The sequence below is a fragment of the Salinibacterium sp. G-O1 genome, assembly GCF_030063305.1.
Classification (GTDB): Bacteria; Actinomycetota; Actinomycetes; order Actinomycetales; family Microbacteriaceae; genus Rhodoglobus.
Map to the genome: position 1 here is coordinate 573,189 of NZ_JASISV010000001.1, position 24,798 is coordinate 597,986.

General features: G+C 62.3%; 36 protein-coding genes and 1 pseudogene. 35 read left to right on the forward strand and 2 right to left on the reverse strand.

The annotated features are described in order from the left end of the window. Positions 1-103: 103 nt before the first annotated feature. The 23 genes and pseudogenes from rpsJ (at position 104) to map (ending at position 12,829) form a co-directional block, all read left to right on the forward strand. Positions 104-412 carry a 30S ribosomal protein S10 gene (gene rpsJ, locus QMG83_RS02800; protein ID WP_009773132.1) on the forward strand — a complete coding sequence of 103 codons (309 nt, stop codon included), beginning with the start codon at positions 104-106 and terminating at the stop codon, positions 410-412. A 37-nt stretch (positions 413-449) separates the two neighbouring features. Beyond that, positions 450-1,100: a 50S ribosomal protein L3 gene (gene rplC, locus QMG83_RS02805; RefSeq protein WP_283503843.1), complete on the forward strand. Its 651-nt coding sequence runs from the start codon at positions 450-452 to the stop codon at positions 1,098-1,100. 5 nt (positions 1,101-1,105) lie between these two features. After that, positions 1,106-1,762, forward strand: a complete 657-nt coding sequence (gene rplD, locus QMG83_RS02810; protein WP_283503844.1) for a 50S ribosomal protein L4 — start codon at positions 1,106-1,108, stop codon at positions 1,760-1,762. Then, positions 1,759-2,061, forward strand: coding sequence for a 50S ribosomal protein L23 (gene rplW, locus QMG83_RS02815; protein WP_283503845.1), 303 nt, complete (start codon positions 1,759-1,761; stop codon positions 2,059-2,061). The genes rplD and rplW overlap by 4 nt, the downstream gene beginning before the upstream one ends. A 19-nt stretch (positions 2,062-2,080) precedes the next feature. Then, complete coding sequence (rplB, locus tag QMG83_RS02820) at positions 2,081-2,920, forward strand: 50S ribosomal protein L2 (protein WP_199281191.1); 840 nt, start codon at positions 2,081-2,083, stop codon at positions 2,918-2,920. 11 nt (positions 2,921-2,931) lie between these two features. Further along, positions 2,932-3,213 (forward strand): 30S ribosomal protein S19, encoded by a 282-nt coding sequence (gene rpsS, locus QMG83_RS02825; protein ID WP_199281190.1) that lies wholly within the window; start codon positions 2,932-2,934, stop codon positions 3,211-3,213. Beyond that, positions 3,213-3,623, forward strand: coding sequence for a 50S ribosomal protein L22 (rplV, locus tag QMG83_RS02830; protein WP_283503846.1), 411 nt, complete (start codon positions 3,213-3,215; stop codon positions 3,621-3,623). The genes rpsS and rplV overlap by 1 nt, the downstream gene beginning before the upstream one ends. Continuing rightward, positions 3,623-4,426, forward strand: coding sequence for a 30S ribosomal protein S3 (gene rpsC / locus QMG83_RS02835; protein ID WP_199281189.1), 804 nt, complete (start codon positions 3,623-3,625; stop codon positions 4,424-4,426). The genes rplV and rpsC overlap by 1 nt, the downstream gene beginning before the upstream one ends. 2 nt (positions 4,427-4,428) lie before the next feature. After that, positions 4,429-4,848: a 50S ribosomal protein L16 gene (rplP, locus tag QMG83_RS02840; RefSeq protein ID WP_283503847.1), complete on the forward strand. Its 420-nt coding sequence runs from the start codon at positions 4,429-4,431 to the stop codon at positions 4,846-4,848. After that, a complete protein-coding gene (gene rpmC, locus QMG83_RS02845) occupies positions 4,848-5,183 on the forward strand; it encodes a 50S ribosomal protein L29 (protein ID WP_283503848.1) in 336 nt (111 codons plus the stop codon). The genes rplP and rpmC overlap by 1 nt, the downstream gene beginning before the upstream one ends. 2 nt (positions 5,184-5,185) lie before the next feature. Continuing rightward, positions 5,186-5,497 (forward strand): 30S ribosomal protein S17, encoded by a 312-nt coding sequence (gene rpsQ, locus QMG83_RS02850; protein ID WP_283503849.1) that lies wholly within the window; start codon positions 5,186-5,188, stop codon positions 5,495-5,497. After that, a complete protein-coding gene (gene rplN, locus QMG83_RS02855) occupies positions 5,497-5,865 on the forward strand; it encodes a 50S ribosomal protein L14 (protein ID WP_097060170.1) in 369 nt (122 codons plus the stop codon). The genes rpsQ and rplN overlap by 1 nt, the downstream gene beginning before the upstream one ends. A 3-nt stretch (positions 5,866-5,868) precedes the next feature. Then, positions 5,869-6,204: pseudogene (gene rplX, locus QMG83_RS02860) on the forward strand (50S ribosomal protein L24); the annotation flags it as partial. Between the two features lie 146 nt (positions 6,205-6,350). Continuing rightward, positions 6,351-6,944, forward strand: a complete 594-nt coding sequence (rplE, locus tag QMG83_RS02865) for a 50S ribosomal protein L5 (protein ID WP_283503850.1) — start codon at positions 6,351-6,353, stop codon at positions 6,942-6,944. Positions 6,945-7,059: 115 nt separating this feature from the next. Further along, positions 7,060-7,458: a 30S ribosomal protein S8 gene (rpsH, locus tag QMG83_RS02870; RefSeq protein ID WP_283503851.1), complete on the forward strand. Its 399-nt coding sequence runs from the start codon at positions 7,060-7,062 to the stop codon at positions 7,456-7,458. 6 nt (positions 7,459-7,464) lie between these two features. Beyond that, positions 7,465-8,001 carry a 50S ribosomal protein L6 gene (rplF, locus tag QMG83_RS02875; RefSeq protein WP_283503852.1) on the forward strand — a complete coding sequence of 179 codons (537 nt, stop codon included), beginning with the start codon at positions 7,465-7,467 and terminating at the stop codon, positions 7,999-8,001. A 2-nt stretch (positions 8,002-8,003) separates the two neighbouring features. After that, entirely contained in the window at positions 8,004-8,378 is a 375-nt protein-coding gene (rplR, locus tag QMG83_RS02880; RefSeq protein ID WP_097060393.1) for a 50S ribosomal protein L18, read from the forward strand. Further along, the gene (gene rpsE / locus QMG83_RS02885) at positions 8,375-9,103 is read left to right on the forward strand and encodes a 30S ribosomal protein S5 (protein WP_097060175.1); all 729 of its coding nucleotides are present in this window, start codon (positions 8,375-8,377) and stop codon (positions 9,101-9,103) included. Before rplR ends, rpsE begins: the two co-directional genes overlap by 4 nt. Continuing rightward, a complete protein-coding gene (rpmD, locus tag QMG83_RS02890) occupies positions 9,103-9,288 on the forward strand; it encodes a 50S ribosomal protein L30 (RefSeq protein WP_097060176.1) in 186 nt (61 codons plus the stop codon). Before rpsE ends, rpmD begins: the two co-directional genes overlap by 1 nt. Then, on the forward strand, positions 9,288-9,971 hold the full coding sequence (gene rplO / locus QMG83_RS02895) for a 50S ribosomal protein L15 (RefSeq protein WP_283503853.1): 684 nt from the start codon (positions 9,288-9,290) through the stop codon (positions 9,969-9,971). Before rpmD ends, rplO begins: the two co-directional genes overlap by 1 nt. 100 nt (positions 9,972-10,071) lie before the next feature. Further along, entirely contained in the window at positions 10,072-11,397 is a 1,326-nt protein-coding gene (gene secY, locus QMG83_RS02900; protein WP_283503854.1) for a preprotein translocase subunit SecY, read from the forward strand. Further along, positions 11,394-11,993, forward strand: a complete 600-nt coding sequence (locus tag QMG83_RS02905; protein WP_283503855.1) for an adenylate kinase — start codon at positions 11,394-11,396, stop codon at positions 11,991-11,993. The genes secY and QMG83_RS02905 overlap by 4 nt, the downstream gene beginning before the upstream one ends. A 2-nt stretch (positions 11,994-11,995) precedes the next feature. After that, entirely contained in the window at positions 11,996-12,829 is an 834-nt protein-coding gene (gene map, locus QMG83_RS02910) for a type I methionyl aminopeptidase (protein ID WP_283503856.1), read from the forward strand. Positions 12,830-12,832: 3 nt separating this feature from the next. Here the strand turns inward: map and QMG83_RS02915 are convergent, their stop codons facing one another. Then, positions 12,833-13,558: a PIG-L deacetylase family protein gene (locus QMG83_RS02915; RefSeq protein WP_283503857.1), complete on the reverse strand. Its 726-nt coding sequence runs from the start codon at positions 13,556-13,558 to the stop codon at positions 12,833-12,835. A gap of 10 nt (positions 13,559-13,568) precedes the next feature. After that, a complete protein-coding gene (locus QMG83_RS02920; protein WP_283503858.1) occupies positions 13,569-14,822 on the reverse strand; it encodes an ROK family protein in 1,254 nt (417 codons plus the stop codon). 96 nt (positions 14,823-14,918) lie between these two features. Between QMG83_RS02920 and QMG83_RS02925 the strand changes: the two genes are divergently transcribed. The 12 genes from QMG83_RS02925 to ligD all read left to right on the forward strand — a co-directional run bounded on the left by QMG83_RS02925 (position 14,919) and on the right by ligD (position 24,795). Further along, positions 14,919-15,731 carry a sugar phosphate isomerase/epimerase family protein gene (locus QMG83_RS02925; RefSeq protein ID WP_283503859.1) on the forward strand — a complete coding sequence of 271 codons (813 nt, stop codon included), beginning with the start codon at positions 14,919-14,921 and terminating at the stop codon, positions 15,729-15,731. Positions 15,732-15,740: 9 nt separating this feature from the next. Then, on the forward strand, positions 15,741-16,769 hold the full coding sequence (locus tag QMG83_RS02930) for a Gfo/Idh/MocA family protein (protein WP_283503860.1): 1,029 nt from the start codon (positions 15,741-15,743) through the stop codon (positions 16,767-16,769). Continuing rightward, positions 16,766-17,725, forward strand: a complete 960-nt coding sequence (locus QMG83_RS02935; RefSeq protein WP_283503861.1) for an ABC transporter permease — start codon at positions 16,766-16,768, stop codon at positions 17,723-17,725. Before QMG83_RS02930 ends, QMG83_RS02935 begins: the two co-directional genes overlap by 4 nt. A gap of 63 nt (positions 17,726-17,788) precedes the next feature. Next, positions 17,789-18,787, forward strand: a complete 999-nt coding sequence (locus tag QMG83_RS02940) for a sugar ABC transporter substrate-binding protein (RefSeq protein ID WP_283503862.1) — start codon at positions 17,789-17,791, stop codon at positions 18,785-18,787. A gap of 73 nt (positions 18,788-18,860) precedes the next feature. Then, on the forward strand, positions 18,861-20,393 hold the full coding sequence (locus tag QMG83_RS02945) for a sugar ABC transporter ATP-binding protein (RefSeq protein WP_283503863.1): 1,533 nt from the start codon (positions 18,861-18,863) through the stop codon (positions 20,391-20,393). A 147-nt stretch (positions 20,394-20,540) separates the two neighbouring features. Then, positions 20,541-20,762: a translation initiation factor IF-1 gene (gene infA, locus QMG83_RS02950; RefSeq protein WP_097060179.1), complete on the forward strand. Its 222-nt coding sequence runs from the start codon at positions 20,541-20,543 to the stop codon at positions 20,760-20,762. Positions 20,763-20,868: 106 nt separating this feature from the next. Then, complete coding sequence (gene rpmJ / locus QMG83_RS02955; RefSeq protein ID WP_199281181.1) at positions 20,869-20,985, forward strand: 50S ribosomal protein L36; 117 nt, start codon at positions 20,869-20,871, stop codon at positions 20,983-20,985. Between the two features lie 150 nt (positions 20,986-21,135). Next, on the forward strand, positions 21,136-21,510 hold the full coding sequence (gene rpsM, locus QMG83_RS02960) for a 30S ribosomal protein S13 (protein ID WP_097060181.1): 375 nt from the start codon (positions 21,136-21,138) through the stop codon (positions 21,508-21,510). 50 nt (positions 21,511-21,560) lie between these two features. Beyond that, positions 21,561-21,959 carry a 30S ribosomal protein S11 gene (gene rpsK, locus QMG83_RS02965; protein WP_097060182.1) on the forward strand — a complete coding sequence of 133 codons (399 nt, stop codon included), beginning with the start codon at positions 21,561-21,563 and terminating at the stop codon, positions 21,957-21,959. 159 nt (positions 21,960-22,118) lie between these two features. After that, complete coding sequence (locus tag QMG83_RS02970; RefSeq protein WP_283503864.1) at positions 22,119-23,111, forward strand: DNA-directed RNA polymerase subunit alpha; 993 nt, start codon at positions 22,119-22,121, stop codon at positions 23,109-23,111. 39 nt (positions 23,112-23,150) lie between these two features. Then, the gene (gene rplQ, locus QMG83_RS02975; RefSeq protein WP_283503865.1) at positions 23,151-23,690 is read left to right on the forward strand and encodes a 50S ribosomal protein L17; all 540 of its coding nucleotides are present in this window, start codon (positions 23,151-23,153) and stop codon (positions 23,688-23,690) included. An 85-nt stretch (positions 23,691-23,775) separates the two neighbouring features. Next, positions 23,776-24,795, forward strand: coding sequence for a non-homologous end-joining DNA ligase (gene ligD, locus QMG83_RS02980; protein ID WP_283503866.1), 1,020 nt, complete (start codon positions 23,776-23,778; stop codon positions 24,793-24,795). Positions 24,796-24,798 lie beyond the last annotated feature (3 nt).

The following is a 24,798-nucleotide window of genomic DNA, read 5'->3' on the forward strand; positions in this document are numbered from 1 at the left end:
AATTGACAGATAAACAGTGGTGCGAAAGCAGAAGTGCTGAGCATATGGGGCCGAAAGGCGCCGCGCTGCAGTCCTGAGAAGTACTAAAGGAAGAGAGTCACCCATGGCGGGACAGAAGATCCGCATTCGACTGAAGTCGTATGACCACGAGGTCATTGACTCGTCGGCACGCAAGATCGTCGACACGGTAACCCGCGCGGGTGCCACGGTAGTTGGCCCAGTGCCGCTGCCTACCGAGAAGAACGTGATCGCCGTGATCCGCTCCCCTCACAAGTACAAAGACAGCCGCGAGCACTTCGAGAAGCGCACCCACAAGCGACTCATCGACATCATCGACCCGACTCCCAAGGCAGTGGATTCGCTTATGCGACTCGACCTCCCCGCCGACGTCAACATCGAGATCAAGCTCTAGCTCGCGCTACAGCTACTGAGTCGAATAGGAAACCTCCATGACTAACACCAAGACGATCAAGGGATTGCTGGGCAAGAAGCTCGGCATGACCCAGGTCTGGGATGCGAACAACAAGCTCGTACCCGTGACCGTTGTCGAGATCACCCCCAACGTCGTGACGCAGCTGCGCACGCCGGAGATCGACGGCTACAGTGCCGTGCAGATCGCATACGGGCAGATCGACCCCCGCAAGGTCACCAAGCCCCTCACGGGCCACTTTGACGCTGCAGGCGTCACCCCCCGCCGCCACCTCACCGAGCTGCGCACCGATGACACGAGCGAGTACTCGCTCGGCCAGGAACTGACCGTCGACATGTTCGAGGTTGGCAAGAAGGTCGACGTCATGGGCACCAGCAAGGGCAAGGGATTCGCCGGTGTGATGAAGCGTCACAACTTCAAGGGTGTCTCCTCCAGCCACGGTTCGCACCGTAACCACCGCAAGCCCGGATCCATCGGTGCTTCCTCGACCCCGAGCCGTGTCTTCAAGGGCATGCGCATGGCTGGTCGTATGGGCGGTGACCGCGTTACCGTCCTCAACCTGATCGTCCACTCGGTCGACCTCGAGAAGGGCATCCTGCTCGTCAAGGGCGCCGTTCCCGGTGCCCGTGGTCGCATCGTCTTCGTCCGCAACGCAGTGAAGGGGGCATAGTCGTAATGGCTACCTCAATCGACGTCATTGATGCTAAGGGCAAGAAGGTCGACTCGCTCGACCTTCCCGCCGAGGTCTTCGACGTGCAGACCAACGTCCCGCTCATCCACCAGGTCGTCGTCGCCCAGCGCGCCGCGGCTCGCCAGGGAACGCACAACACGCTGCGTCGCGGCGAGGTGTCAGGAGCCGGCCGCAAGCCGTTCAAGCAGAAGGGAACCGGTCGCGCTCGTCAGGGCTCGATCCGTGCTCCTCAGATGCGTGGTGGTGGCATTGTGCACGGTCCGCACCCGCGCGACTACTCACAGCGCACCCCCAAGAAGATGATTGCTGCTGCTCTTCGCGGTGCACTCTCGGACCGCGCTCGCGGTGACCGTCTTCACGTCATTGACTCCCTCTCGGTCGGCAACCTGCCGTCGACGAAGGCAATGGCCGCTCTGCTGCTCGACATCGCGCCCTCGAAGAACGTGCTTATCGTTCTGCAGCGCGACGACGAGACCAGCTACAAGAGCGTCCGCAACCTGCAGGCCGTTCACGTACTGCCATTCGACCAGTTGAACGCCTACGACGTGCTCATCAGTGACGACATCGTCTTCACCAAGGGTGCTTTCGAAGAGTTCGTAGCCTGGAACACCAAGGCGACCAAGGAAGAGGTCAGCGCATGACCACCGTCACGTTCAAAGACCCGCGCGACATCATCATCGCGCCCGTCGTCTCCGAGAAGAGCTACAGCCTGATCGATGACGGCAAGTACACCTTCGAGGTCGACCCCCGCGCCAACAAGACCGAGATCAAGCTCGCGATCGAGAAGATCTTCTCGGTCAAGGTCGGATCGGTCAACACGCTGAACCGCACGGGCAAGACCCGTCGCACCAAGTTCGGCATCGGAAAGCGCAAAGACACGAAGCGTGCGATCGTCACGCTCAAGTCCGGTTCCATCGACATCTTCACGGCTGTCGGCTAGGGACTGAGGAGAAATAACAATGGCTATTCGCAAGTACAAGCCCACGACTCCAGGTCGTCGCGGTTCCTCGGTAGCAGACTTTGCCGAGATCACCCGCTCGACCCCGGAGAAGTCGCTACTCCGTCCACTGCCCAAGACCGGTGGTCGTAACAACGCAGGTCGTATCACGACCCGCCACATCGGTGGTGGCCACAAGCGCCAGTACCGTGTGATCGACTTCAAGCGCAACGACAAAGACGGCGTCAACGCCCGCGTTGCCGAGATCGAGTACGACCCCAACCGCACGGCACGCATCGCGCTGCTGCACTACTTCGATGGTTCAAAGCGATACATCATCGCCCCGAACAAGCTCAACCAGGGCGACATCGTAGAGTCGGGCGCTTCCGCTGACATCAAGCCGGGTAACAACCTTCCTTTGAAGAACATCCCGGTCGGTACCGTCATCCACATGATCGAGCTGCGTCCGGGTGGTGGCGCCAAGATGGCCCGCTCCGCCGGTGCATCGGTTCGACTCGTCGCCAAGGATGGCCCCTTCGCCCAGCTGCGTCTGCCGTCCGGTGAAATCCGCAACGTCGACATCCGCTGCCGCGCCACCATCGGCGAGGTCGGAAACGCTGAGCAGTCCAACATCAACTGGGGTAAGGCTGGCCGCATGCGCTGGAAGGGCGTTCGCCCGACCGTCCGTGGTGTCGCCATGAACCCCGTCGACCACCCTCACGGTGGTGGTGAGGGTAAGACGTCCGGTGGACGCCACCCCGTCACCCCCTGGGGTCAGAAGGAAGGCCGTACGCGTAAGCGCAACCTTCCGAGTGACAAGCTCATCGTCCGCCGCCGCAATGTCGGCAAGAAGCGCAAGTAGGAGTCAAGAAGATGCCACGCAGTCTGAAGAAGGGCCCCTTCGTCGACGACCACCTGCTGCAGAAGGTCGTCAAGGCGAATGAGGCCAGTAGCAAGAACGTGATCAAGACCTGGTCGCGCCGCTCGATGATCATCCCCGCAATGCTGGGTCACACCATCGCGGTGCACGACGGTCGCAAGCACATCCCGGTGTTCATCACCGAAACCATGGTGGGCCACAAGCTCGGAGAATTCTCCCCCACCCGTACCTTCCGTGGACACGTGAAGGATGACAAGAAGGGTCGTCGTCGCTAATGGTTGAATCCATCGCTCGCGTGAAGCACATTCGCGTCACACCGACGAAGGCTCGTCGTGTTGTTAACCTCATCCGTGGAAAGCAGGCGGTCGAAGCTCTGGCCATCCTGAAGTTCGCACCCCAGGGTGCCAGCGAGCCCGTCTACAAGCTCGTCGCAGCGGCCATGGCCAACGCGAAGGTCAAGGCAGACGCCAGCAACAGCTACCTGGACGAGCAGGACCTGTTCGTCTCGCAGGCTTTCGTTGACGAGGGAACGACCCTGAAGCGGTTCCAGCCGCGTGCTCAGGGCCGCGCCTTCCAGATCCTGAAGCGCACGAGCCACATCACGATCGTGCTCGCGACTCCGACTGAAGCCGACGTTGAGAAGGCGTCAGCCAAGACCACCGCCACGAAGGCAGGGAAGAAGTAATGGGACAGAAGGTAAACCCCTACGGTTTCCGTCTGGGAATCACCACCGACCACGTGTCGCGTTGGTTCTCTGACAGCACCAAGGCCGGCCAGCGTTACAGCGACTACGTCGCTGAGGACGTCAAGATCCGCAACCTGCTCAAGACCTCACTCGACCGTGCAGGCGTAGCCCGCATCGAGATCGAGCGCACCCGTGACCGTGTCCGCGTTGACATTCACACGGCGCGCCCCGGTATCGTCATCGGTCGCCGTGGAGCAGAGGCAGAGCGTATTCGCTCCGACCTCGAGAAGCTCTCGGGCAAGCAGATCCAGCTCAACATCCTCGAGGTGAAGAACCCAGAGGCTGAAGCTCAGCTCGTTGCACAGGGAATCGCCGAGCAGCTCGCTGCTCGTGTCGCGTTCCGTCGTGCAATGCGTAAGGGCATGCAGGGCGCCCAGCGCGTCGGCTCGGTCAAGGGTGTTCGCATCCAGGTTTCCGGTCGACTCGGTGGCGCTGAGATGAGCCGTTCAGAGTTCTACCGTGAGGGCCGCGTTCCGCTGCACACCCTTCGCGCCAACATCGACTACGGCTTCTACGAAGCAAAGACGACGTTCGGCCGCATCGGCGTGAAGGTCTGGATCTACAAGGGCGACCTCACGAACAAGGAGCTTGCTCGCGAGCAGGCCAACCAGAAGTCATCCCGTCCGGAGCGTCGTGACGACCGTGGCGGCGACCGCCGCGACAGCCGTCCGCCCCGTGGCGCAGGCGGTTCCACCGCAGCGCCCAAGGCTGACGCACCAGTTGCAGCAGGAGTTGAGGCGTAACCATGTTGATTCCCCGCAAGGTAAAGCACCGCAAGCAGCACCACCCCGGCCGTAGCGGCCAGGCGACTGGTGGAACGGTTGTTTCGTTCGGCGAGTACGGCATCCAGGCACTCACGCCTGCGTATGTCACCAACCGCCAGATCGAGGCCGCTCGTATTGCGATGACCCGTCACATCAAGCGTGGTGGAAAGGTGTGGATCAACATCTACCCAGACCGCCCGCTCACCAAGAAGCCTGCCGAAACCCGCATGGGTTCCGGTAAGGGCTCGCCCGAGTGGTGGATCGCCAACGTCAAGCCAGGTCGCGTGCTCTTCGAGCTCGCCGGCGTGAGCGAAGAGGTTGCCCGCGAAGCACTCACTCGTGCCATTCACAAGCTGCCCCTGAAGGCACGCATCATCAAGCGCGAGGAGGGCGACGCATAATGGCGATCGGCACCAAGGAGCTCGCCCCAGTCGAGCTCGATACCTATGAAGACGAGCGACTCGTCGAAGAGCTGAAGAAGGCGAAGGAAGAACTTTTCAACCTTCGCTTCCAGGCCGCGACCGGCCAGCTCGAAAGCCACGGACGTATTCGCGCTGTCAAGCGCGACATCGCTCGCATCTACACGGTCATCCGTGAGCGCGAGCTGGGCATCCGGGCAACACCTGTTGCTGTCGAGGCTCCGGCCAAGGCAGAGAAGAAGACAAAGGCAACCAAGAAGACTGACGCAGCGGCAGAGCCCGCAGCTGAGGTCACCGACGCGACGAAGGAGGCGTAATCATGGCTAAGGTCACAGCACCCGCAGAAGGTGCAACCCCAGCGGCTGAGACTGCTGAGCTCGCTCGCGGTTACCGCAAGAGCCGCCGCGGCTACGTACTGAGCAACAAGATGGACAAGACCATCGTTGTCGAGGTCGAAGACCGCGTAAAGCACCCCCTGTACGGCAAGGTCATCCGCCGCACATCCAAGGTCAAGGTTCACGACGAGGCCAATGAGGCCGGCGTCGGTGACCTCGTTCTCATCAGCGAGACCCGTCCGCTCAGCGCTACGAAGCGCTGGCGCCTGGTCGAGATCCTCGAAAAGGCCAAGTAATGCTTCAGCAGGAATCCCGAGTTAAGGTCGCCGACAACACCGGCGCCAAGGAACTCCTCACGATTCGCGTTCTCGGTGGCTCCGGCCGTCGTTACGCGGGCCTCGGTGATGTCATCGTCGCCACCGTCAAAGACGCGATCCCTGGCGGAAACGTCAAGAAGGGTGATGTCGTCAAGGCGGTCATCGTCCGCGTCATCAAGCAGACCCGTCGTTCCGACGGCTCATACATCAAGTTCGACGAGAACGCCGCCGTCATCCTGAAGGCAGACGGAGACCCCCGTGGAACCCGTATCTTCGGACCGGTTGGCCGCGAGCTTCGCGACAAGAAGTTCATGAAGATCATCTCGCTCGCACCGGAGGTGCTGTAACTCATGGCAAACATTCGCAAGGGTGACCTCGTTCAGGTCATCAGCGGCCCGACCCAGGATCGCGGCGGAGACCGCGGCAAGCAGGGTCGCGTCATTGGCGTCATCGCTGAGAAGAACCGCGTGATCGTGGAGGGTGTCAACTTTGTCACCAAGCACGTCAAGGTCGGTCAGACCCAGCGCGGCACGAAGACCGGTGGCATCGAGACGATGGAGGCACCGATTCACGTGTCCAACATCGCGCTCGTAGACCCCGAGACCAAGCTCCCCGCTCGCGTTGGCTTCACTGTTGAGACGGATGACCGTGGCAAGACCACGCGCGTTCGTTACTTCAAGAAGTCACGCCGCGTCGAGACCAAGAAGTCAAAGGCATTGAAGGGCGAGGCAGCCGAAGAGAAGGCAGCCGAGAAGCCCGCAAAGGCAGCCCCGAAAGCCAAGAAGGATGCTGCAGCTGAGAAGCCCGCCGCAACCGAGAAGGACGCAAACTGATGACTGACACCGCAACTGCTGCGCCGACTGGCAAGACCCAGCCGCGCCTCAAGCAGAAGTACCGCACCGAGATCGCTGCGCAGCTCAAGAAGGACTTCGGCTTCACGAACGTGCACCAGGTGCCCGGACTCGTGAAGGTCGTTGTCAACACCGGTGTCGGAGAGGCAGCCCGCGACGGCAAGATCATTGACGGCGCAGTGAAGGACCTCACGGCCATCACCGGCCAGAAGCCGCAGGTTACCAACGCACGCAAGTCGATCGCGCAGTTCAAGCTGCGTGAAGGCCAGCCGATTGGTGCACACGTCACGCTTCGTGGCGACCGCGCCTGGGAGTTCCTCGACCGCCTCGTCACGCTCGCGCTTCCGCGTATCCGTGACTTCCGTGGCCTGAGCGACAAGCAGTTCGATGGTCGCGGCAACTACACCTTCGGCCTCACGGAGCAGTCGATGTTCCACGAGATCGACCAGGACAAGATCGACCGCGTTCGCGGTTTCGACATCACTGTCGTCACCACGGCGAAGACGGATGAAGAAGGACGCGCGCTGCTCAAGGCGCTCGGCTTCCCGTTCCGCTCCGCTGAGAACACGAAGTAAAGTCCCGCACAGTTTTACCGCCAACAGGCACCAGTTCAACCAAGCATCACCGATCGACCAGGTCGGCATTCGCGTAACGGATGTCGAAACCGGGCGAGATATGGAAACACCCATCATGACAATGACAGATCCGGTCGCAGACCTGCTGACCAGACTGAGGAACGCCAACTCGGCGTACCACGACACGGTTTCGCTGCCCAGCAGCAAGCTGAAGACCCACATCGCCGAGATGCTCAAGAACGAGGGTTACATCGCGGCGTGGAAGATCGAGGAAGCCCGCGTTGGCCAGACCCTCACGATCGACCTCAAGTACGGCCCCAACCGCGAACGCTCCATCGTGGGCATCAAGCGCGTATCGAAGCCCGGCCTGCGTGTTTACGCAAAGTCGACCGAGATCCCCAAGGTCCTCGGCGGGCTCGGCGTCGCCATCCTGTCAACCTCCTCCGGTCTTCTGACCGACAAAGAGGCGACCTCGAAGGGCGTAGGTGGGGAAGTCCTCGCCTACGTGTGGTAACTGACCATGTCACGTATTGGACGCCTCCCCATCTCCGTCCCTGCAGGGGTCGAGATCAAGATCGACGGCCAGGCCGTCGCAGTCAAGGGCCCGAAGGGTGAGCTCAACCTCACCGTCAAGAACCCGATCAAGGTTGCACTCGAAGACGGACAGGTGCTCGTCACCCGCCCGGACGACGAGCGCGAATCGCGTTCGCTTCACGGCCTGACCCGCACGCTCATCGCGAACCAGATCGTCGGCGTTACCGACGGTTACACCAAGGGCCTTGAGGTCGTCGGTACCGGTTACCGCGTCGCAGCCAAGGGCGCCTCGCTCGAGTTCGCTCTCGGTTACTCGCACTCCATCACGGTTGACCCGCCCGCGGGCATCAGCTTCACGGTCGAGGGCAACAACAAGGTGACCGTCGTCGGCATCGACAAGCAGGCCGTCGGCGAAGTTGCAGCCAACATCCGCAAGCTGCGCAAGCCAGAGCCCTACAAGGGCAAGGGCGTGCGCTACGCCGGAGAAGTAGTCCGCCGCAAGGCCGGAAAGAGTGGTAAGTGATCATGGCTCTCGGAATCAAACGAGGTAAGAGCAAGTCGGCAGCCAAGGCTCGCCGTCACACACGCCTTCGCAAGAAGGTCGTCGGCACCGAGGTGCGCCCGCGCCTGGTCGTCACCCGTTCAGCCAGGCACGTATTCGTGCAGGTTGTCGATGACTCAAAGGGTTTCACCCTGGCATCGGCATCCACGCTCGAGGCTGACATGCGCACTTTCGACGGTGACAAGACCGCCAAGGCACGCAAGGTTGGCGAGCTCGTCGCCGAGCGCGCAAAGGCAGCAGGCATCGAGGCAGTCGTATTCGACCGTGGCGGCAGCCGCTACGCAGGACGCGTCGCAGCGATCGCCGATGGAGCACGAGAGGGCGGACTGAACCTGTGACCGACGCAACGAATACCAACAAGGAGCAGGACGTGACGTCCGAAGTAACTGACGCACCCGCAGTGGTTACGGCTGAGGCCGTAGCTTCAGCTGCAGTCGTCGACGCGCCGGCAACGGACGTTACCAACGAGCCTCGCGAGGCCCGCCGTGGCGGCCGTGAGCGCAGCCCCAGCCGTGACCGTGGCAACAGCCGCGACGCGGAGAAGAGCCAGTTCCTGGAGCGCGTTGTCACGATCAACCGCGTCTCGAAGGTCGTGAAGGGTGGTCGTCGCTTCAGCTTCACCGCTCTCGTGGTCGTCGGTGACGGTAACGGACTGGTCGGCGTTGGATATGGCAAGGCCCGCGAGGTTCCTACCGCCATCTCCAAGGGTGTCGAGGAAGCGAAGAAGAACTTCTTCCGCGTTCCCCGCGTCGCCCAGACGATCCCGCACCCCGTTCAGGGTGAGGCCGCAGCAGGCGTAGTACTGCTTCGTCCCGCATCCGCCGGTACCGGTGTTATCGCTGGTGGTCCAGTTCGCGCCGTACTCGAGTGCGCTGGCATCCACGATGTACTCAGCAAGTCACTCGGTTCGTCGAACACGATCAACATCGTGCACGCGACGGTAGCTGCCCTCAAGCAGCTCGAGGAGCCTCGTGCGGTTGCCGCACGTCGTGGCCTCGACCCCGAGCACGTCATCCCGGCTCGCCTCCTGCGCGCCGAGGCAGAAGCTAAGGCAGGTGTCTGATGGCTGCACGCCTGAAGGTAACCCAGATCAAGTCCAAAATCAGTGAGAAGCAGAACCAGCGCGACACCCTGCGGAGCCTCGGGCTTCACCGCATCGGTGACGTCGTAGTTCGCGAAGACAATTCGCAGAACCGCGGCTACGTTCGCACTGTCGCTCACCTTGTCAAGGTCGAGGAGATTGACTAATGGCTGACGAAAAGAACGCTGCCGAAAAGGCTGCACCCAAGAAGGCTCCGGCTAAGACCGCTGCCGCCAAGGCCCCTGCGGCCAAGGCTGCCGCGCCGAAGGCTGCTGCACCGAAGGCTGCCGCAGCCAAGAAGGCTCCGACCAAGGCTGCTGCTTCAACGTCAGACGACGCTGTAGCCGCCAAGGCTCCTGCTGCGAAGAAGGCTCCTGCTGCGAAGAAGGCAGCGTCTGGTGACGTTGCCCGCCCGCAGGTGCTGAAGGTTCACCACCTTCGCCCGGCCCCCGGTGCCAAGAAGGACAAGACCCGTGTTGGTCGCGGTGAAGGTTCAAAGGGTAAGACTGCTGGCCGTGGTACCAAGGGAACCAAGGCTCGTTACCAGATGCGTGTTGGCTTCGAAGGTGGTGGCGTTAACTTCGTCATGCGCGCCCCGAAGCTGCGCGGGTTCAAGAACCCGTTCCGCGTCGAGTACCAGGTTGTCAACCTCGAGAAGCTCGCCGAGCTCTACCCCAAGGGTGGGGATGTCACCATCCTCGACCTGGTCGCAAAGGGCGCCGTTCGCAAGAACGAAAAGGTCAAGGTTCTTGGCGACGGCGACATTGCGGTTAAGCTGAATGTTGCAGTCGATAAGGTCTCGAGCTCAGCTGAGCAGAAGATCGTCGCCGCGGGCGGTTCCATTAAGTAACCATCCCGCCACTTGCCGATGCAAGTGTTGGCGTTAAAACGAGTGGGGTTCCCTCCCGGGGAGCCCCACTCGATTGCATTACTACATAATCGGAGGCCTTGTGTTTAGAGCTGTCGCGCGGATCTTCCGCACGCCCGACCTTCGCAGGAAGATCGGGTTCACGCTCGGCATCGTTGCGCTGTTCCGTCTCGGTTCGTTCATCCCCGCTCCGTTCGTCGATTTCGGCAACGTGCAGCTGTGTCTCGCAGGAAATGCCGGCACCCAGGGTTTGTACGATCTCGTCAACCTCTTCAGTGGTGGGGCTTTGCTCCAGCTGTCGATCTTCGCTCTCGGGATCATGCCGTACATCACGGCGTCGATCATCGTTCAGCTGCTGCGCGTGGTCATCCCACACTTCGAGACTCTGTACAAAGAGGGCCAGGCTGGCCAGTCGAAGCTGACGCAGTACACCCGCTACCTGACGATCGCGCTTGCTGTACTCCAGTCAACAACGCTGATCACCGTCGCGCGCAGCGGTTCGCTCTTCCCCTCCAACTCCGGCGTAGCCGAGTGCAGCCAGCTCATCACGGATGATTCCTGGTACGCCATCATGCTGATGGTCATCACCATGACGGCAGGCACTGGCCTCATCATGTGGATGGGTGAGCTCATCACTGAGCGCGGCATCGGCAACGGCATGTCGCTGCTGATCTTCACGTCAATTTCGGCTCAGTTCCCCGGCTCGCTCAGCAGCATCCTCGCCGCAAAGGGCGTTGAGGTCTTCATCGCGGTGATCGCCGTTGGCATCATCATCGTGGCCGCTGTGGTGTTCGTGGAGCAGTCGCAACGTCGCATCCCGGTGCAATATGCAAAGCGGATGGTCGGCAGGCGCACCTACGGTGGCAACAACACGTACATTCCGATCAAGGTCAACATGGCTGGCGTTGTGCCAGTGATCTTCGCATCGTCGTTGCTGTACCTGCCTGCCCTGATTGCGCAGTTCAACACACCGGCTGCCGGCGAGGCTCCGGCCGAGTGGGTCGTCTGGATCCAGAACTATCTGACCTCGGGCGATCACCCGCTCTACATGCTGCTCTACTTCGCCCTCATCGTCGGGTTCACGTACTTCTACGTCGCGATCACCTTCAACCCAGAAGAGGTTGCCGACAACATGAAGAAGTACGGCGGATTCATCCCCGGCATTCGCGCGGGTCGTCCGACCGCCGAATACCTGGACTACGTGCTGACGCGCGTTACCCTGCCGGGTTCTCTCTACCTCGGCCTGATCGCGTTGATCCCGCTGATCGCGTTGGTGCTCGTTGGCGCCAACACGAACTTCCCGTTCGGTGGGGCAAGCATCCTGATCATCGTCGGCGTGGGGCTCGAGACCGTGAAGCAGATTGACTCGCAGCTTCAGCAGCGTCACTACGAAGGGCTGCTCCGTTGACCCGGCTTCTCCTCATCGGGCCGCCCGGAGCAGGAAAGGGCACCCAGGCCGCTCGGCTTGCTGAGAACTACAGCATCCCCGCCATCTCCACCGGAGACATCTTCCGCTTCAATGTGAAGAACGAGACGGAACTCGGCTCCAAGGCGAAGGCCTACATGGATGCCGGCGACAATGTTCCGGATTCCCTCACCAACGCGCTCATCCGCGACCGTCTTGCCGAGTCTGACTGTGACGCAGGATTCCTGCTTGACGGCTACCCCCGCACGACGGACCAGGTGCGCGAGCTCGACGAGTTTCTTGCCGGGCACGGCACGGCGCTCGATGTTGTCGTGGAACTGGTCGCAGATCCGGATGTGGTCGTCGAACGACTCCGCAAGCGGGCGAGCGAACAGGGACGCAGCGACGACGGGGAGTCTGTCGTGAGACACCGCCTCGAGGTCTACCGCGACCAGACCGAACCGTTGATCGATGTTTACGATGGTCGCGGAGTGCTGGTGAAGGTCGATGCGATCGGCGAGATCGACGTCGTAACCGAGCGGATCACCGCCGCTCTCGCAGTGCGCGGCATCGAGCTCGCGGGCCACGCGAGCCACTAGTCGTGGCATTCGGCAACCGAAAGCTCTATAAGACTCCAGCTGAGCTGCGCCTGATGGTGGAGCCCGGAATACTCACGGCGGCTGCGCTTGCAGCCGTCAGGCTGGCCATTGCCCCAGGGGTCACGACCCTCCAGCTGGATGCAATCGCCGAGCGGGTCATCCGCGCGGGTGGCGGCGTGCCGAATTTCATGAAAGAGCCCGGCTACCGACACACGATCTGCGCGTCGGTGAATGATGAAATCGTTCATGGCGTTCCCGGTGACCGCGTCATCGCGGCCGGCGATTTGGTGTCAATAGACTGCGGTGCAGAGGTGGGCGGCTGGAACGGCGATGCTGCCTTCAGCGTCGTGGTGCCCGACCCCTCCCGACCCGAGGTCGTGGCGCAGCGGCAGCAGCTGTCCGACGCCACCGAACGTTCGCTGTGGGCTGGAATCGCGGCGCTGGCTACCGCGCGCAAGCTCAACGACGTTGGTGGCGCGATCGAGGATTCCCTGCAGGGCGACATCGAATACGGCATCGTCGAAGACTTCACCGGGCACGGGATCGGCCGTTCCATGCATGAAGATCCGCCAGTGTTCAACTATCGCGTGCGGGGATCGAGCCCGGAGATCAAACCAGGGCTCGTGGTGGCGATCGAGCCCATGGTGACCATGGGCGGCATCGACTCGCACGTGCTCGCCGATGACTGGACGATCGCGACAAACGATGGGCTCGACGCAGCGCACTGGGAGCACTCGATCGCTGTGCACGCCGGCGGGATTTGGGTTCTCACGGCGGAGGACGGCGGCGCTGACAAACTCGGGCCGCATGGCGTCATCCCGGTTCCTGTCGCCTGACTCCTAGGGGAGCAGCCGTGTTGTGCGGGCGCGCAGGTGCACGTTGCATGACACAAAGGCTTCGGCGTAGCGAACGCCGGACTGAAGCCCACGGAAGGCAGCGACTGTCGTTATCTGCCCGAGTACGTCCATGTCGTCGTGGTGCTCCAGCCACGTCAACTGGCTCGCGTGGGAGCGCATCATCGCCAACTTGGTATCGAGCTGCTCGGTGATGTCGACAAACTCGCTCGGTTGGAAACCCAGGCCAGCCATGGTGTCCATGTAGAAGAGCGCCGGAACCGCACCGATCGGATCACTCCCCGTGTCGTAGAGGGGGAGTGTCGCGAGAAAGCTTGCTGAGAAGGCCAGCGCGGAGGCCTGATTGTGGTCCTCCATATAGTCGCCGGGCGAGTGGGTGATGATCACGTCTGGACGCGCACGTCTGATCGCGGTGGCAACGAGAAGCTTTTGATCCTCGCTGCTGGCATCGACCTCCCCGTCTGAAACTCCCAGATTCACATAGTCCGCGCCAATCAGCGACGCCGCCGAACCAGCCTCGCCACGGCGGGTCTCGGCCACGTCGGAACGCGTGCCCGAGGTTGCGCCGCGGTCACCGCCGGCGATGTGGCACATCGTCACGTGATGACCCAGTGACCGGTACTTTGCGAGAGTTCCCGCGCACATCAATTCAAGGTCGTCGGGGTGGGCGCCGATACCCATGATCCTCAAGGACGCGGACGGTACAGCCATGGTGTTTCTCCTAGCGGGTGAGGTCGAGAAGTTCGTGTTCGCACGCGTCAATCGCCCGGCGACACGCGCCGATCAGCACGGCGTCATCGCCCAGTCCGGCGAGGAGGAGATCGGTGGTCAGCGGTGTGAGTTCGTTGAGCAGTTGCGTGAGCCGCTCGAGCATCCACGAGCCAGCTCGCGAAATGCCGCCGCCAATGATCACGAGGCTGGGATCAAGGATGCTGATCACCGACGCAATTCCCGCCGCGGTGTACGCGAGAAGTGGTTCAACAATCGCGACCGCCTCGGGGTCGCCCGCTTCTGCATGGCGGTAGATGAGCGCTGCATCGACCCGCTGACGATCCCCTCCAGCGGCATTGACCAACGATCGACCTCCGCCAGACTCGATGAGCTTTTGGGCGGCACGCTGATACGCGGCGCCGCCAACGAGCGTTTCGAAGCGTCCGCGCCGGCCTTCGGTCGCCTCCGTGTCCAACCCAACGAGGGGCAGGTAGCCGATCTCGCCAGCACCACCGCGCGCCCCTCTGATCAGCTTTCCGGACTTCACGATGCCGAGCCCGACACCAAAGCCCAGGTGCACGTATGCCACATCGTCACACCCTCTGGCCGCCCCCCGCCATTGCTCGCCGACCACGGCGAGGTGAACCTCGTTCTCGATGTGAATGGGGCAATCGCCCAGAAAAGACATCTCGGCCACCAGATCGATGTCGTCCCAATCCGGCAGCTGTGGAGCGAGGGTCACCCGCTGCGTGGTGGGATCCACGATGCCCGGCGTCGCGATGCACAACGCGCGAATCTCCGAATTCTCAAGGTTGGCCGCCACGATGGCACGTTGCAGGGCTGCGCGCACCATGTCGAGAACTTCGGCGCCGGTGGCGACACCAATCAGATCGACCTGTTCCTGCGCGACCAGGGTGCCGGACAGGTCAGACACCGCCACGCGCGCACGTGTCGCGCCGATGTCAACGACGGCAACGTGGGCCGAGTCTTCGCGAAACGAGAGCAGCCGCGCGCGTCGACCGGGGCTGCCGGTGGGAGGCTCGGGGGTCTCGGTCACGCGATCTTCGTTGAGCAATTCGGTGGCGACGGCATCCACAGTGATTTTGGAAAGCCCCGTCGCTTTGCTGATGGCCGGGCGCGACATCGGCCCGCGCGTCCTGAGAGTGGAAAGCACCTGGCTGCGGTTCATCCTGCGCATCAGCTGCGGGGAACCGGTGACGGCAACAACGTGGTCACGCTCGGGGCTTTCCTCTTGCGGACACATAATAAATAAGTTACCTTCCTAACTAATCAAATGACAAGTCCGAACCGGAACCCCGGACACCCTTCCATCGGACTCGCGAAGCCGAAGGAGACTTTCGTGGAAAACAAGATCTGTCTGAACAGCAATACCTACCATGGCTTCGATTTCACGGATGCGGTCCGGGGCGCGCGAGACGCAGGCATCCATTTCATTGAGATAGCGGCCGTGCGCGGGTACACCGAGCACGCTCGCTGGGAAATGACCGACGACGAGGTCGGGGCGATGCTGGCCACCCTGCGCGAGAACGACATCACGATTCTCGGAATGTGCGGCCACACCAACATCATGACCGAGGACGGTCGCGAGAACCTGCGGAAGAATCTCGGCCTTGCTGCCAGGCTGGGCGCGTCCTATGTCGTCACGGGCACTGGCGAGACTCACGGAGACGAACACGTCATCGAAGATGACACCGAGCTGGTGGAAATTCTGAGAGAGCTGTCGGCCGTAGCGGAAGGCCACGGACTCACGCTCGCGGTCGAGACACATGGGGCGAGCTACGCCACCGGCGTGCAGATCAAGGAGCTCATCGGCAAGGTGGGCGCCCCCAACTTCAAACTCAACTACGACACGGCCAATGTCATCATGTACGCCGACACTCAGCCATACGACGACCTTCGCGAGAGTGCAGACGTGATCGTCGGTATTCACCTGAAGGACAAGGCCGGCGAAAGCGCGGAATGGAACTTCCCGGCGATCGGCGACGGGGATACTGACTTCGCGCGGGTGTTCTCGATTCTTCAAGAGACGCACTGCGTTGCACCCCTGAGCATCGAGATCGAGTTCACGTCGGAGGGGCCGGCATCGGTCGACGAGGTGCACGACGCGCTCGTGCGCTCGGCGAACGTTGTTCGCTCGCTGCGAGGAGAGTAGGCGAACACGATGACGACAATTGCGATCGTCGGGCAGGGCTACATGGCGCGGACGCACGCCGCATCGTGGGCGAAATTGGGATTCGCGGAGAACATCAAATACATCCAGACTCCTCGACCGGGTGAACCTCTCGAGCATGCCCCCTCGGCGACCTTCGTGACCGATCTCGATGCCGTGCTCGCTGACCCTGAGGTCGACGTGATCTCGATCTGCAGCCCGACCGACAGCCATCCGGAGATCGCGATTCGCGCGCTGCGGGCTGGCAAGAACGTGCTGCTCGAGAAGCCGATCGCCCTGACAATCAGCGACGCCCTCAAGATCCGTGATGCCGCCAGGGACAGCGGCGCGATCATGATGATCGCCCAGGTCATCAGATTCTTCAAGGGGTATCAACTGCTTCGTGATGACGTGCGCGACGGCCACCTCGGCACCGTGCTCTCGGTGCGGGGCTCCCGGTTGAGTAACCGGCCCGACTGGGCGAAATGGTGGCACGACGAGGAGCGTTCCGGTGGAGTCGTCGTGGATTTCAGCATTCACGACTACGACCAACTCAACCTGTTTCTGGGAGAGCCGGTAGCTGTTTCGGCGGTCAGCGTCAGCACGCTCGGTCCCATCGAGACGACCGTGGAGTATCGCGGGGGTGGAGTGGGGCAGGTGCTCAGCTTCGCTGACACCGCCCAGGGCGTTCCGTTCACGAGTTCGATCGAGGCTCTCGGAACGAAGGGCATGGCCGGGTACGACTTTGCGGCGGCCGCGCCCACAGCTGGGGCATCCGGTGTCAATGTCTACTCGCGATCCGGTGTCAACGGGTCTGAATCCCGCGAGATCGAGGGCGATGACCCGTACACGGCACAGGTCGAGTACTTCCTCGATTGCATTCGCCACACCAGGCAACCGGGCCTCAGCACCACAGAGTCCGCGATCCGCGCGCTCGAGGTCTCGCTCGCGGCCCGTCAGTCAATCGCCACCGGTAGACGCATAACCATCGAGTCGTGCGTAGCAGATGCTGATGCCGCCGGGACGGTGTTCGCGCCGTGAACGCGTCGGTAGCGCAACATCCCGTCCTGCGCCTTCTCGCCAGGAACAATCTGTGGGTTGCGCTGCTCGTTGCGGTGATTGGTCTGAGCATCGCCTCGGCAACATTCCGGAATCCGGCCAACCTGCAGAACATCCTCGCTCAGAACGGCATCATCGGCATCGTCGCAATGGGCATGCTGGTGATGATGATCAGCGGGGGCTTCGACCTCTCGGTCGGCGCGGTCGGCGGCGCAGTCGCGGTTCTTGCCGCGTTCATCTCGCGCGAGGTCGGGCTGCCTGCAGCGTTGCTCGCCGGAGTGCTGCTCGCGACAGTAACCGGCCTCATCAACGGCCTCATCATTGCCCGGTTGCGAATCAACTCGTTCATCGCGACTTTCGCGCTGGCGAGCATCGTCACCGGGATCATGTTCGTGATCACTCAGGGCAAGTCGGTGGTGGGCAAATCCGCTGAGTTGCAGGCGTTCGCGTATGGCTCAGTGTTCGGCGTCTCCTACCTTTTCCTCGCGTTCATGATGTTCGCGATTCTGACCCACCTCGTGCTCACGAGAACCAAATGGGGCCACTGGATCTTCAGCGCTGGAGCAAACGAGCATGCCAGCTACCTCTCCGGGGTGCCAGTGGTGCCCGTAAAGATCGCGGCCTTCGTGTTCGGCGGAATCGCAACAGCGCTGGGCGGCTTGCTGATGTTCGGCCAGTCAGCGATCGGGCAGCCGACAGGAGCCGAGGCGTGGCCGCTGAACGCCATCGCGATCTGTGTCATTGGTGGCACTGCACTCTCTGGCGGAGTCGGGCGGGTAAGCAACGTCATCGCAGCGACCATCCTGCTCGGCGTCATCGGGAACGGGATGAACCAGCTGGGGGTCTCGCCGTACTGGCAGCCCGCCGTCGTGGGCGCCATCATCCTCGCCGCCGTGATCGCCGACCGGGCGGGACGTTCGCGTGACAGTGACCACTGACGTGTTTCCCATCGATTCACAGAATGACCCAACCCATCACATACACAGAAAAGGTGCACCGCAATGAACTCTCACAAGCGCACTAACGTGCTCATGGCAAAGTCAGGGGTTGCCGCAATCGGCATCGCCAGTCTCGTCGCACTGGCAGGCTGTAGCTCTGCCAGTCCAGACGCTGCTCCCGGCGAGGCGGCCGGCTGCGACAACATAACGTTCCTGATCAACAACATGGCCAACCCCTGGATCGCAACCCTTGCCGACGGTGCTGTCGCGCAGGCTGCCGAGCTGGGCGCAAACCTCACCGTGCAGGACGGCGCCAATGACAACGCCACGCAGATTGCTCAGCTTCAACAGGCCGTTGCCAATGGCACCAGCGGCATTCTGATCCAGAGCATTGAGGCTGACGGGATCGTCCCCGCGGTCCAGCAGGCCAACGCCGCCGGAATCCCCGTCGTCGCCGTGAACGCGAACGTCGGCGACGGCGCCGAACTCGTCACCTACGTAGGCGTCGATCAGTCGGATTATGGAGTCGGTCTCGCTCAGCTCGCCGAGCAGGCAATCCCGGACGGTGGAAAAGTCGCCCTCATTCAGGGCATCGTCGGCAACCCAGTCGAGGTGCTGCGCACCGAGGCATTTGTCGAAACGATCGGCAAGAATCCAGCGATCGAGATCGTCGCAACCGTCACGGACAACTGGAGCAACGACGAAAACCTCGCCGTCGTCCAGGACCTCCTCACGAAGTTCGGTCCGGGTGAACTCGACGTCATCGTTGCCGAGGGACCCGAGATTTACATCGGCGCCCAGTACGCGCACAGCATCGGGCGTGACGACGTGAAGTTCGTCGCCGGTGACTTCCCCAACCAGGTCCACGCGGGCATCGAATCCGGCGAGGTCTACGGCGCAGTGCTGCAGGATGGGGCAGAACAGGGCAAGGCAGGAATCACGGCCCTCTGCAGCTGGCTCGAAGGAAACGAGGACGCTGTGAAGCGGCCCACCGACTTCGTCGAGCTGCCGCTCGTGACCAAGGAGAACCTCAGCGAGTTCAGCACCTCCTGGGACTGGTAACCAGCCTGTAGCTGCGCCGGCCGACCTTCGCGGGTCGGCCGGCGCAGACGCATCCCATCGAAAGAGGAGCACGATGCCAGAACTGCGCGATCCCGTCCCCCCTCGGGTGCAGATGATCGGGATAAGCCAGACCTTCGGAACCACGACGGTTCTTCACGACGTCGGACTGAGCATTGCGCCGTCGGAGATTCACGCCCTGGTGGGACAGAACGGGGCAGGCAAGAGCACACTGATGAAGATTCTCGGTGGCATCTATCCGGAACACCAGGGAACCGTGCGAATCGACGGCCACGAAGCAACACTGTCGTCACCGCGGGATGCGCTGCGCGAGGGCATCGGACTGATTCATCAGGAACTGAGCCTCGTTCCATCGCTGACGGTGGCCGAGAACATCATGCTGGGTATCGAGCCCGGCCGCGCCCTCTACGGCAAGAAGACGACGCGAGACGCTGCTCACGCCGTCGTCTCACAAGTCCCGATGTTGGCCAGTCTTCCGCTGTCATCGCTCGTTTCCGAACTCAGCACCGGCCTGCAGCAGCGGGTCGAGATCGCAAAAGTCCTGTCACGCGACGTGAAGGTGCTGGTGATGGATGAGCCGACGGCGCGACTCTCGGGGCCGGAACGAGCCGACCTTCGCGACCTCATGGTCGAACTCGCACGGAGCGGGATGGCGATCGTCTACATTTCCCACTTTCTCGAGGAAATCTTCCAGTCGTGTCACTCGGCAACGGTCCTTCGCAACGGTCGGGTTGTCGACAGCGGACCGATCGAAAAGTTCACCCTCGGATCGATGACCCGCGCGATGCTCAACGAGGAGCTCGCGGCCGAGGAAGCCGCCGCCACCTCCAGGGATGATCGGCGAATCGCGATGAAGCCGGTAATCGAACTCGTCGGGGTCACATCGGCGCGGGTGTCGGATATCGATCTTGTGGTCAGCGAGGGCGAGATCGTCGGCCTGGCGGGCCTGGTTGGTTCGGGTCGCTCGCGAGTCGCCCGCACCATAGTCGGCGCTGAGCGCCTCACCGCGGGGCAGCTTCTCGTCGACGGGAAGCCAGTGTCGATCCACGGCCCCCGTGCCGCACTCGCGAGAGGCATCGTGCTGGTGCCGGAGGCCAGAAAGACGGAGGGCATCATCGGATCGGCCACCGCAGCGAAGAACATGATCCTCATGGCGCTGGACCGCGGCCTTGCCCCGCGGGGGGTGATCGATCGCAAGCGAAGTGTCGCGGCGATTGCCGACAAGTTTTCCGGACTACAGATTCGCCCGGCCGATCCGGCGCTTGAGGCCCAGCGCTTCAGCGGGGGAAACCAGCAGAAGCTGCTCCTCGCACGCGTGCTCCTGGCGCGGCCGCGCATGATCGTGGCAGATCAGCCGACCGCCGGCGTGGACGTTGGCACCAAAGCGCAGATCCATCGCCTGCTCAGAGCCGCCGGAGCCGACGGCACGGCGATCCTCGTTGCCTCGGACGACCTTGACGAGCTCATCGCCCTGTGTGATCGAATCGTCGTGATGAAAGATGGGCGTGTCGTCGGCTCGCACCTTCGGTCCGAACTCACCAGACAGAACCTCATCGACCTGATGTCGGGGGCAGAGGCGATCCATTAGCTGGTCGCGCACGATACACCCCGAGTAGCGAAACGCCCGGGAATGACCTAAGCTTGATCCTTGGTGTTTCTGGCCGGTTTTGCCGTGCCTGAAAATGCCGAAATCCCCGCAGACCAGCGAAATCTAACTTTTAGCGACGAAGAGGCTATGGCCAAAAAAGACGGTGTCATCGAGATTGAGGGCGCAGTAGTCGAAGCTCTACCCAACGCAATGTTTCGCGTTGAGTTGACCAACGGCCACCGTGTACTTGCTCACATTTCGGGCAAAATGCGACAGAACTACATCAGGATCCTCCCGGAGGACCGTGTGGTTGTGGAGTTGAGCCCCTATGACCTGACCCGCGGCCGGATCACCTACCGCTACAAGTAGTGCCGTGACGGTCGTTGCTCAGGCAACGCGCCAACGGTAATCGCGCTGGAAAGTAACGACTCGTGGCATCCCGCGAGTACGAAGACAGCGAGTACAAGGAATAACAATGAAGGTAAACCCCAGCGTCAAGCCCATCTGTGACCACTGCCGCGTCATTCGCCGCAATGGAAACGTCATGGTGATCTGCAAGTCCAACCCGCGTCACAAGCAGCGCCAGGGCTAACAGCTCACCAGCTCGACCAGCAACACAACTGAATAAGAACGGCAGAACCAGAAGCCACGATCGCGAAAGCGATTATGGCGGACACCACCGGTTGGAGGCCGGTGTACAGGTTTTGTCCCACACCTCCACTCACTCACAGGAGAAGCCACCATGGCACGTCTAGCCGGCGTCGACATCCCGCGCGACAAGCGCGTAGAGGTCGCACTGACTTACATCTACGGTGTTGGCCGTACGAGGGCCCTCAAGACCCTCGCCGACACCGGAATCAGCGGGGAGATCCGCGTAAAGGATCTGACCGATGAGCAGCTCATTGCCCTTCGCGACTACGTCGAGGTCAATTTCAAGGTAGAAGGTGACCTCCGTCGTGAGGTTGCCGCTGACATCCGCCGCAAGGTCGAGATCGGCAGCTACCAGGGCATCCGCCACCGCAAGGGCCTGCCCGTTCACGGACAGCGCACCAAGACCAACGCTCGTACCCGTAAGGGACCGAAGCGCACCGTAGCCGGCAAGAAGAAGGCCCGATAGTCGCTGGGTTCACCCCACTGACGTCGCCATAAAGGTTTTAGGAGAACACCATGGCAGCACCAAAATCGGCCGTTCGTAAGCCGCGCAAGAAAGAAAAGAAGAACATCGCGCTGGGCCAGGCCCACATCAAGTCGACGTTCAACAACACCATCGTCACGATCACCGACCCCACGGGTGCGGTAATCAGCTGGGCATCGTCGGGTACCGTCGGCTTCAAGGGTTCGCGCAAGTCGACCCCGTTCGCCGCACAGCTCTCGGCTGAGTCGGCAGCACGCCAGGCGCAGGAGCACGGCCTGAAGAAGGTCGACGTCTTCGTCAAGGGACCGGGTTCAGGTCGCGAGACCGCGATCCGCTCACTCCAGGCCGCTGGCCTCGAGGTCGGCTCGATCAACGATGTGACGCCGCAGGCGCACAACGGTTGCCGTCCGCCCAAGCGTCGCCGCGTTTAGCTTTATCGGCTGATGGCCACGCGCACGAGCACGTCTCGGCGCGCGGCCATCAGCTCCTGTTTGTAGCTCAACTCACTCACAACTCAACAGATCGACGGGCCAGCCACTCGTCGCGCCTCAAGTGTCATATAGCGGACACTTTGCCGAAAGGAAACACCAGTGCTCATCGCACAGCGCCCCACTCTTGCTGAAGAGAACATCTCCGAGTTCCGCTCGCGCTTCGTCATCGAGCCGCTCGAACCCGGTTTCGGTTACACCCTCGGAAACTCACTGCGTCGCACCCTGCTGTCATCGATCCCGGGAGCTGCCGTAACGAGCATCCGCATCGACGGCGTGCTGCACGAGTTCAGCACCGTTCCCGGTGTCAAGGAAGACGTCACCGAGGTCATCCTGAACATCAAGAACCTTGTTGTTTCGAGCGAGCACGACGAGCCGATCACCGCTTACCTGCGCAAGCAGGGCGCCGGTGAGGTCACCGCTGCCGACATCTCGGCTCCGGCCGGTGTCGAGATCCACAACCCCGAGCTCGTCATCGCCACCCTGAACGACAAGGCGAAGTTCGAACTCGAGCTGACCATCGAGCGTGGACGTGGATATGTTTCCGCGACCCAGAACCGCAGCGAATTCAGCGAAGCCGGCCAGATCCCGGTCGACTCGATCTACTCGCCAGTGCTGAAGGTCACCTACCGCGTCGAGGCAACTCGTGCCGGTGAGCGCACCGACTTCGACCGCCTGGTCGTGGATGTCGAGACCAAGAACGCGATCACCCCGCGTGATGCAGTCGCTTCGGCCGGTCGCACGCTGACCGAGCTGTTTGGTCTGGCTCGCGAGCTGAACAACGCCGCAGAGGGCATTGAGATCGGCCCAGCGCCGGTCGACGCCGTTCTCTCCAGCGAGCTCAGCATGCCCATCGAAGACCTCGACCTGTCTGTGCGCAGCTACAACTGCCTCAAGCGCGAGGGAATCAACACCGTGAGCGAACTCGTCGCACTGTCGGAGACGCAGCTCATGAACATCCGCAACTTTGGACAGAAGTCGGTAGACGAAGTGAAGGACAAGCTTGTCGAGATGGGGCTGTCGCTTAAAGACAGCGTTCCCGGCTTCGACGGTGCCCACTTCTTCGGTGGCTACGACGACGAAACCCCTGCCTAAGCGTCTCACCGCAGACTTTTGATACTGGAGAACTAGAAAATGCCTACACCCACAAAGGGACCCCGCCTCGGCGGAGGGCCAGCCCACGAGCGCCTCATGCTCGCGAACCTGGCCGCGGCCCTGTTCACACACAAGAGCATCAAGACGACCGAGACGAAGGCCAAGCGGCTGCGTCCCGTCGCCGAGCGACTGATCACCTTCGCCAAGAAGGGTGACCTGCACAACCGTCGCCGCGCGCTGTCGATCATCGGTGACAAGAGCGTCATCCACGAGCTCTTCACCGAGATCGCGCCGCTCGTCGAACTGCGTGAGGGCGGCTACACCCGCATCACGAAGCTCGGTTTCCGCAAGGGCGACAACGCGTCGATGGTTCAGATCGAGCTCGTGCTCGAGCCTGTCAACCCGAAGCCGAAGTCGGTCAAGAAGACGGCAGCAGCCAAGGCTGAGCCCGTTGCCGCTGACGAGCCCGTTGCCGACGAGCCCGTGGCAGACGACACCGCCGATGAGACCGCTGTTGCAACCGAGGCTCCGGCCGAGGACGCAGCCGCTGACAAGGCTCCTGCAGAGGACGCCAAGTAGTAGTTGGTTATTGAGTTCGGCCCCGCTTTCGAGCGGGGCCGAACCTCGTTAACCGGCCGATCCCGCGCAGGCGTAGTTTGGGATCATGGCCAGCGAGGCGACGACGATTCAGGTTCCGGGCCCCCACGGGGTTCGTGACATGCGGGTGTCGAGCCCGTCCAGGGTGTTGTGGCCGGAGGCGGGCGTCACCAAACTGCAGCTCGCGGAATACGTGATCGCCGTCGGCGAGGCATTCGTGCTTGCCAACGGCGACCGGCCGGTCTCGCTGCAGAGGTTTCCCTCCGGTGTCGACGGCGAAGAGTTCTACTCCAAGAACCCGCCGAAGGGCGCTCCCGACTTCATCCGGAGCGCGCCTGTCGTCTACCCGAGCGGCAGATCCCATCCGCAGCTGGTCATCGACGAGCCGGCGGCCGCGGTCTGGGCCGTGCAGATGAACACGATCACGTTTCATCCATGGGCTTCGCGCGCCGGCAACAGCGATAACCCCGACCAGTTTCGCATCGATCTCGATCCGCAACCCGGCACGGATTTCGCGGACGCCACCAGGGTGGCCGTCGAGCTGCGCTCGGTGATGGCCGAGGCCGGGCTCACGGCGTTCGTCAAGACGTCCGGCAACCGTGGCCTGCACGTCTTCGCGCCCATCCGTCCCGAACACGAGTTTCTCGTCGTGCGCCACGCCGTGATCGCCGCGTGCCGCGAGCTCGAGAGGCGAATGCCGGATGCTGTCACCACGTCCTGGTGGAAAGAGGAGCGCGGCGAGCGGATCTTTCTGGACTTCAACCAGGCGAACCGGGATCGCACCATGGCCGGCGCGTACAGCCCGAGGCCGCTGCCTCACGCGCCCGTCTCGACACCGCTGGAGTGGTCGGAGCTGGATGGTGCCGATCCTCGCGAGTTCACCGTGCTCACGGTGCCAGGTCGGCTCGCGGAGAGTGGCGACCCCTGGCAGCATTTCGCAGACGACCCCGGAGAGCTTGGCGCGCTGCTCGAATGGTGGGAGCGTGACCTCAGCAACGGGCTGGGGGAGCTCCCATTCCCGCCCGACTTCCCGAAGATGCCGGGGGAGCCGCCTCGCGTGCAGCCCTCGCGCGCGAAAAAGCCCTAGCGC

Coding starts and splice junctions, on each gene's coding strand:
- rplB (WP_199281191.1), top strand. CDS start 2,081: ATGGCTATTCGCAAGTACAAGCCCACGACTCCAGGTCGTCGCGGTTCC.
- rplC (WP_283503843.1), top strand. CDS start 450: ATGACTAACACCAAGACGATCAAGGGATTGCTGGGCAAGAAGCTCGGC.
- rplO (WP_283503853.1), top strand. CDS start 9,288: ATGGCTGACGAAAAGAACGCTGCCGAAAAGGCTGCACCCAAGAAGGCT.
- ligD (WP_283503866.1), top strand. CDS start 23,776: ATGGCCAGCGAGGCGACGACGATTCAGGTTCCGGGCCCCCACGGGGTT.
- rplV (WP_283503846.1), top strand. CDS start 3,213: ATGGTTGAATCCATCGCTCGCGTGAAGCACATTCGCGTCACACCGACG.
- rpmJ (WP_199281181.1), top strand. CDS start 20,869: ATGAAGGTAAACCCCAGCGTCAAGCCCATCTGTGACCACTGCCGCGTC.
- rplW (WP_283503845.1), top strand. CDS start 1,759: ATGACCACCGTCACGTTCAAAGACCCGCGCGACATCATCATCGCGCCC.
- QMG83_RS02930 (WP_283503860.1), top strand. CDS start 15,741: ATGACGACAATTGCGATCGTCGGGCAGGGCTACATGGCGCGGACGCAC.
- rplE (WP_283503850.1), top strand. CDS start 6,351: ATGACTGACACCGCAACTGCTGCGCCGACTGGCAAGACCCAGCCGCGC.
- rplQ (WP_283503865.1), top strand. CDS start 23,151: ATGCCTACACCCACAAAGGGACCCCGCCTCGGCGGAGGGCCAGCCCAC.
- rpsJ (WP_009773132.1), top strand. CDS start 104: ATGGCGGGACAGAAGATCCGCATTCGACTGAAGTCGTATGACCACGAG.
- rpsM (WP_097060181.1), top strand. CDS start 21,136: ATGGCACGTCTAGCCGGCGTCGACATCCCGCGCGACAAGCGCGTAGAG.
- rpsS (WP_199281190.1), top strand. CDS start 2,932: ATGCCACGCAGTCTGAAGAAGGGCCCCTTCGTCGACGACCACCTGCTG.
- rpsQ (WP_283503849.1), top strand. CDS start 5,186: ATGGCTAAGGTCACAGCACCCGCAGAAGGTGCAACCCCAGCGGCTGAG.
- rplF (WP_283503852.1), top strand. CDS start 7,465: ATGTCACGTATTGGACGCCTCCCCATCTCCGTCCCTGCAGGGGTCGAG.
- rpsH (WP_283503851.1), top strand. CDS start 7,060: ATGACAATGACAGATCCGGTCGCAGACCTGCTGACCAGACTGAGGAAC.
- QMG83_RS02920 (WP_283503858.1), bottom strand. CDS start 14,822: ATGTGTCCGCAAGAGGAAAGCCCCGAGCGTGACCACGTTGTTGCCGTC.
- rpmD (WP_097060176.1), top strand. CDS start 9,103: ATGGCTGCACGCCTGAAGGTAACCCAGATCAAGTCCAAAATCAGTGAG.
- QMG83_RS02915 (WP_283503857.1), bottom strand. CDS start 13,558: ATGGCTGTACCGTCCGCGTCCTTGAGGATCATGGGTATCGGCGCCCAC.
- rpmC (WP_283503848.1), top strand. CDS start 4,848: ATGGCGATCGGCACCAAGGAGCTCGCCCCAGTCGAGCTCGATACCTAT.
- infA (WP_097060179.1), top strand. CDS start 20,541: ATGGCCAAAAAAGACGGTGTCATCGAGATTGAGGGCGCAGTAGTCGAA.
- rpsK (WP_097060182.1), top strand. CDS start 21,561: ATGGCAGCACCAAAATCGGCCGTTCGTAAGCCGCGCAAGAAAGAAAAG.
- QMG83_RS02940 (WP_283503862.1), top strand. CDS start 17,789: ATGAACTCTCACAAGCGCACTAACGTGCTCATGGCAAAGTCAGGGGTT.
- rplP (WP_283503847.1), top strand. CDS start 4,429: ATGTTGATTCCCCGCAAGGTAAAGCACCGCAAGCAGCACCACCCCGGC.
- rplN (WP_097060170.1), top strand. CDS start 5,497: ATGCTTCAGCAGGAATCCCGAGTTAAGGTCGCCGACAACACCGGCGCC.
- rpsC (WP_199281189.1), top strand. CDS start 3,623: ATGGGACAGAAGGTAAACCCCTACGGTTTCCGTCTGGGAATCACCACC.
- rplD (WP_283503844.1), top strand. CDS start 1,106: ATGGCTACCTCAATCGACGTCATTGATGCTAAGGGCAAGAAGGTCGAC.
- QMG83_RS02945 (WP_283503863.1), top strand. CDS start 18,861: ATGCCAGAACTGCGCGATCCCGTCCCCCCTCGGGTGCAGATGATCGGG.
- rplR (WP_097060393.1), top strand. CDS start 8,004: ATGGCTCTCGGAATCAAACGAGGTAAGAGCAAGTCGGCAGCCAAGGCT.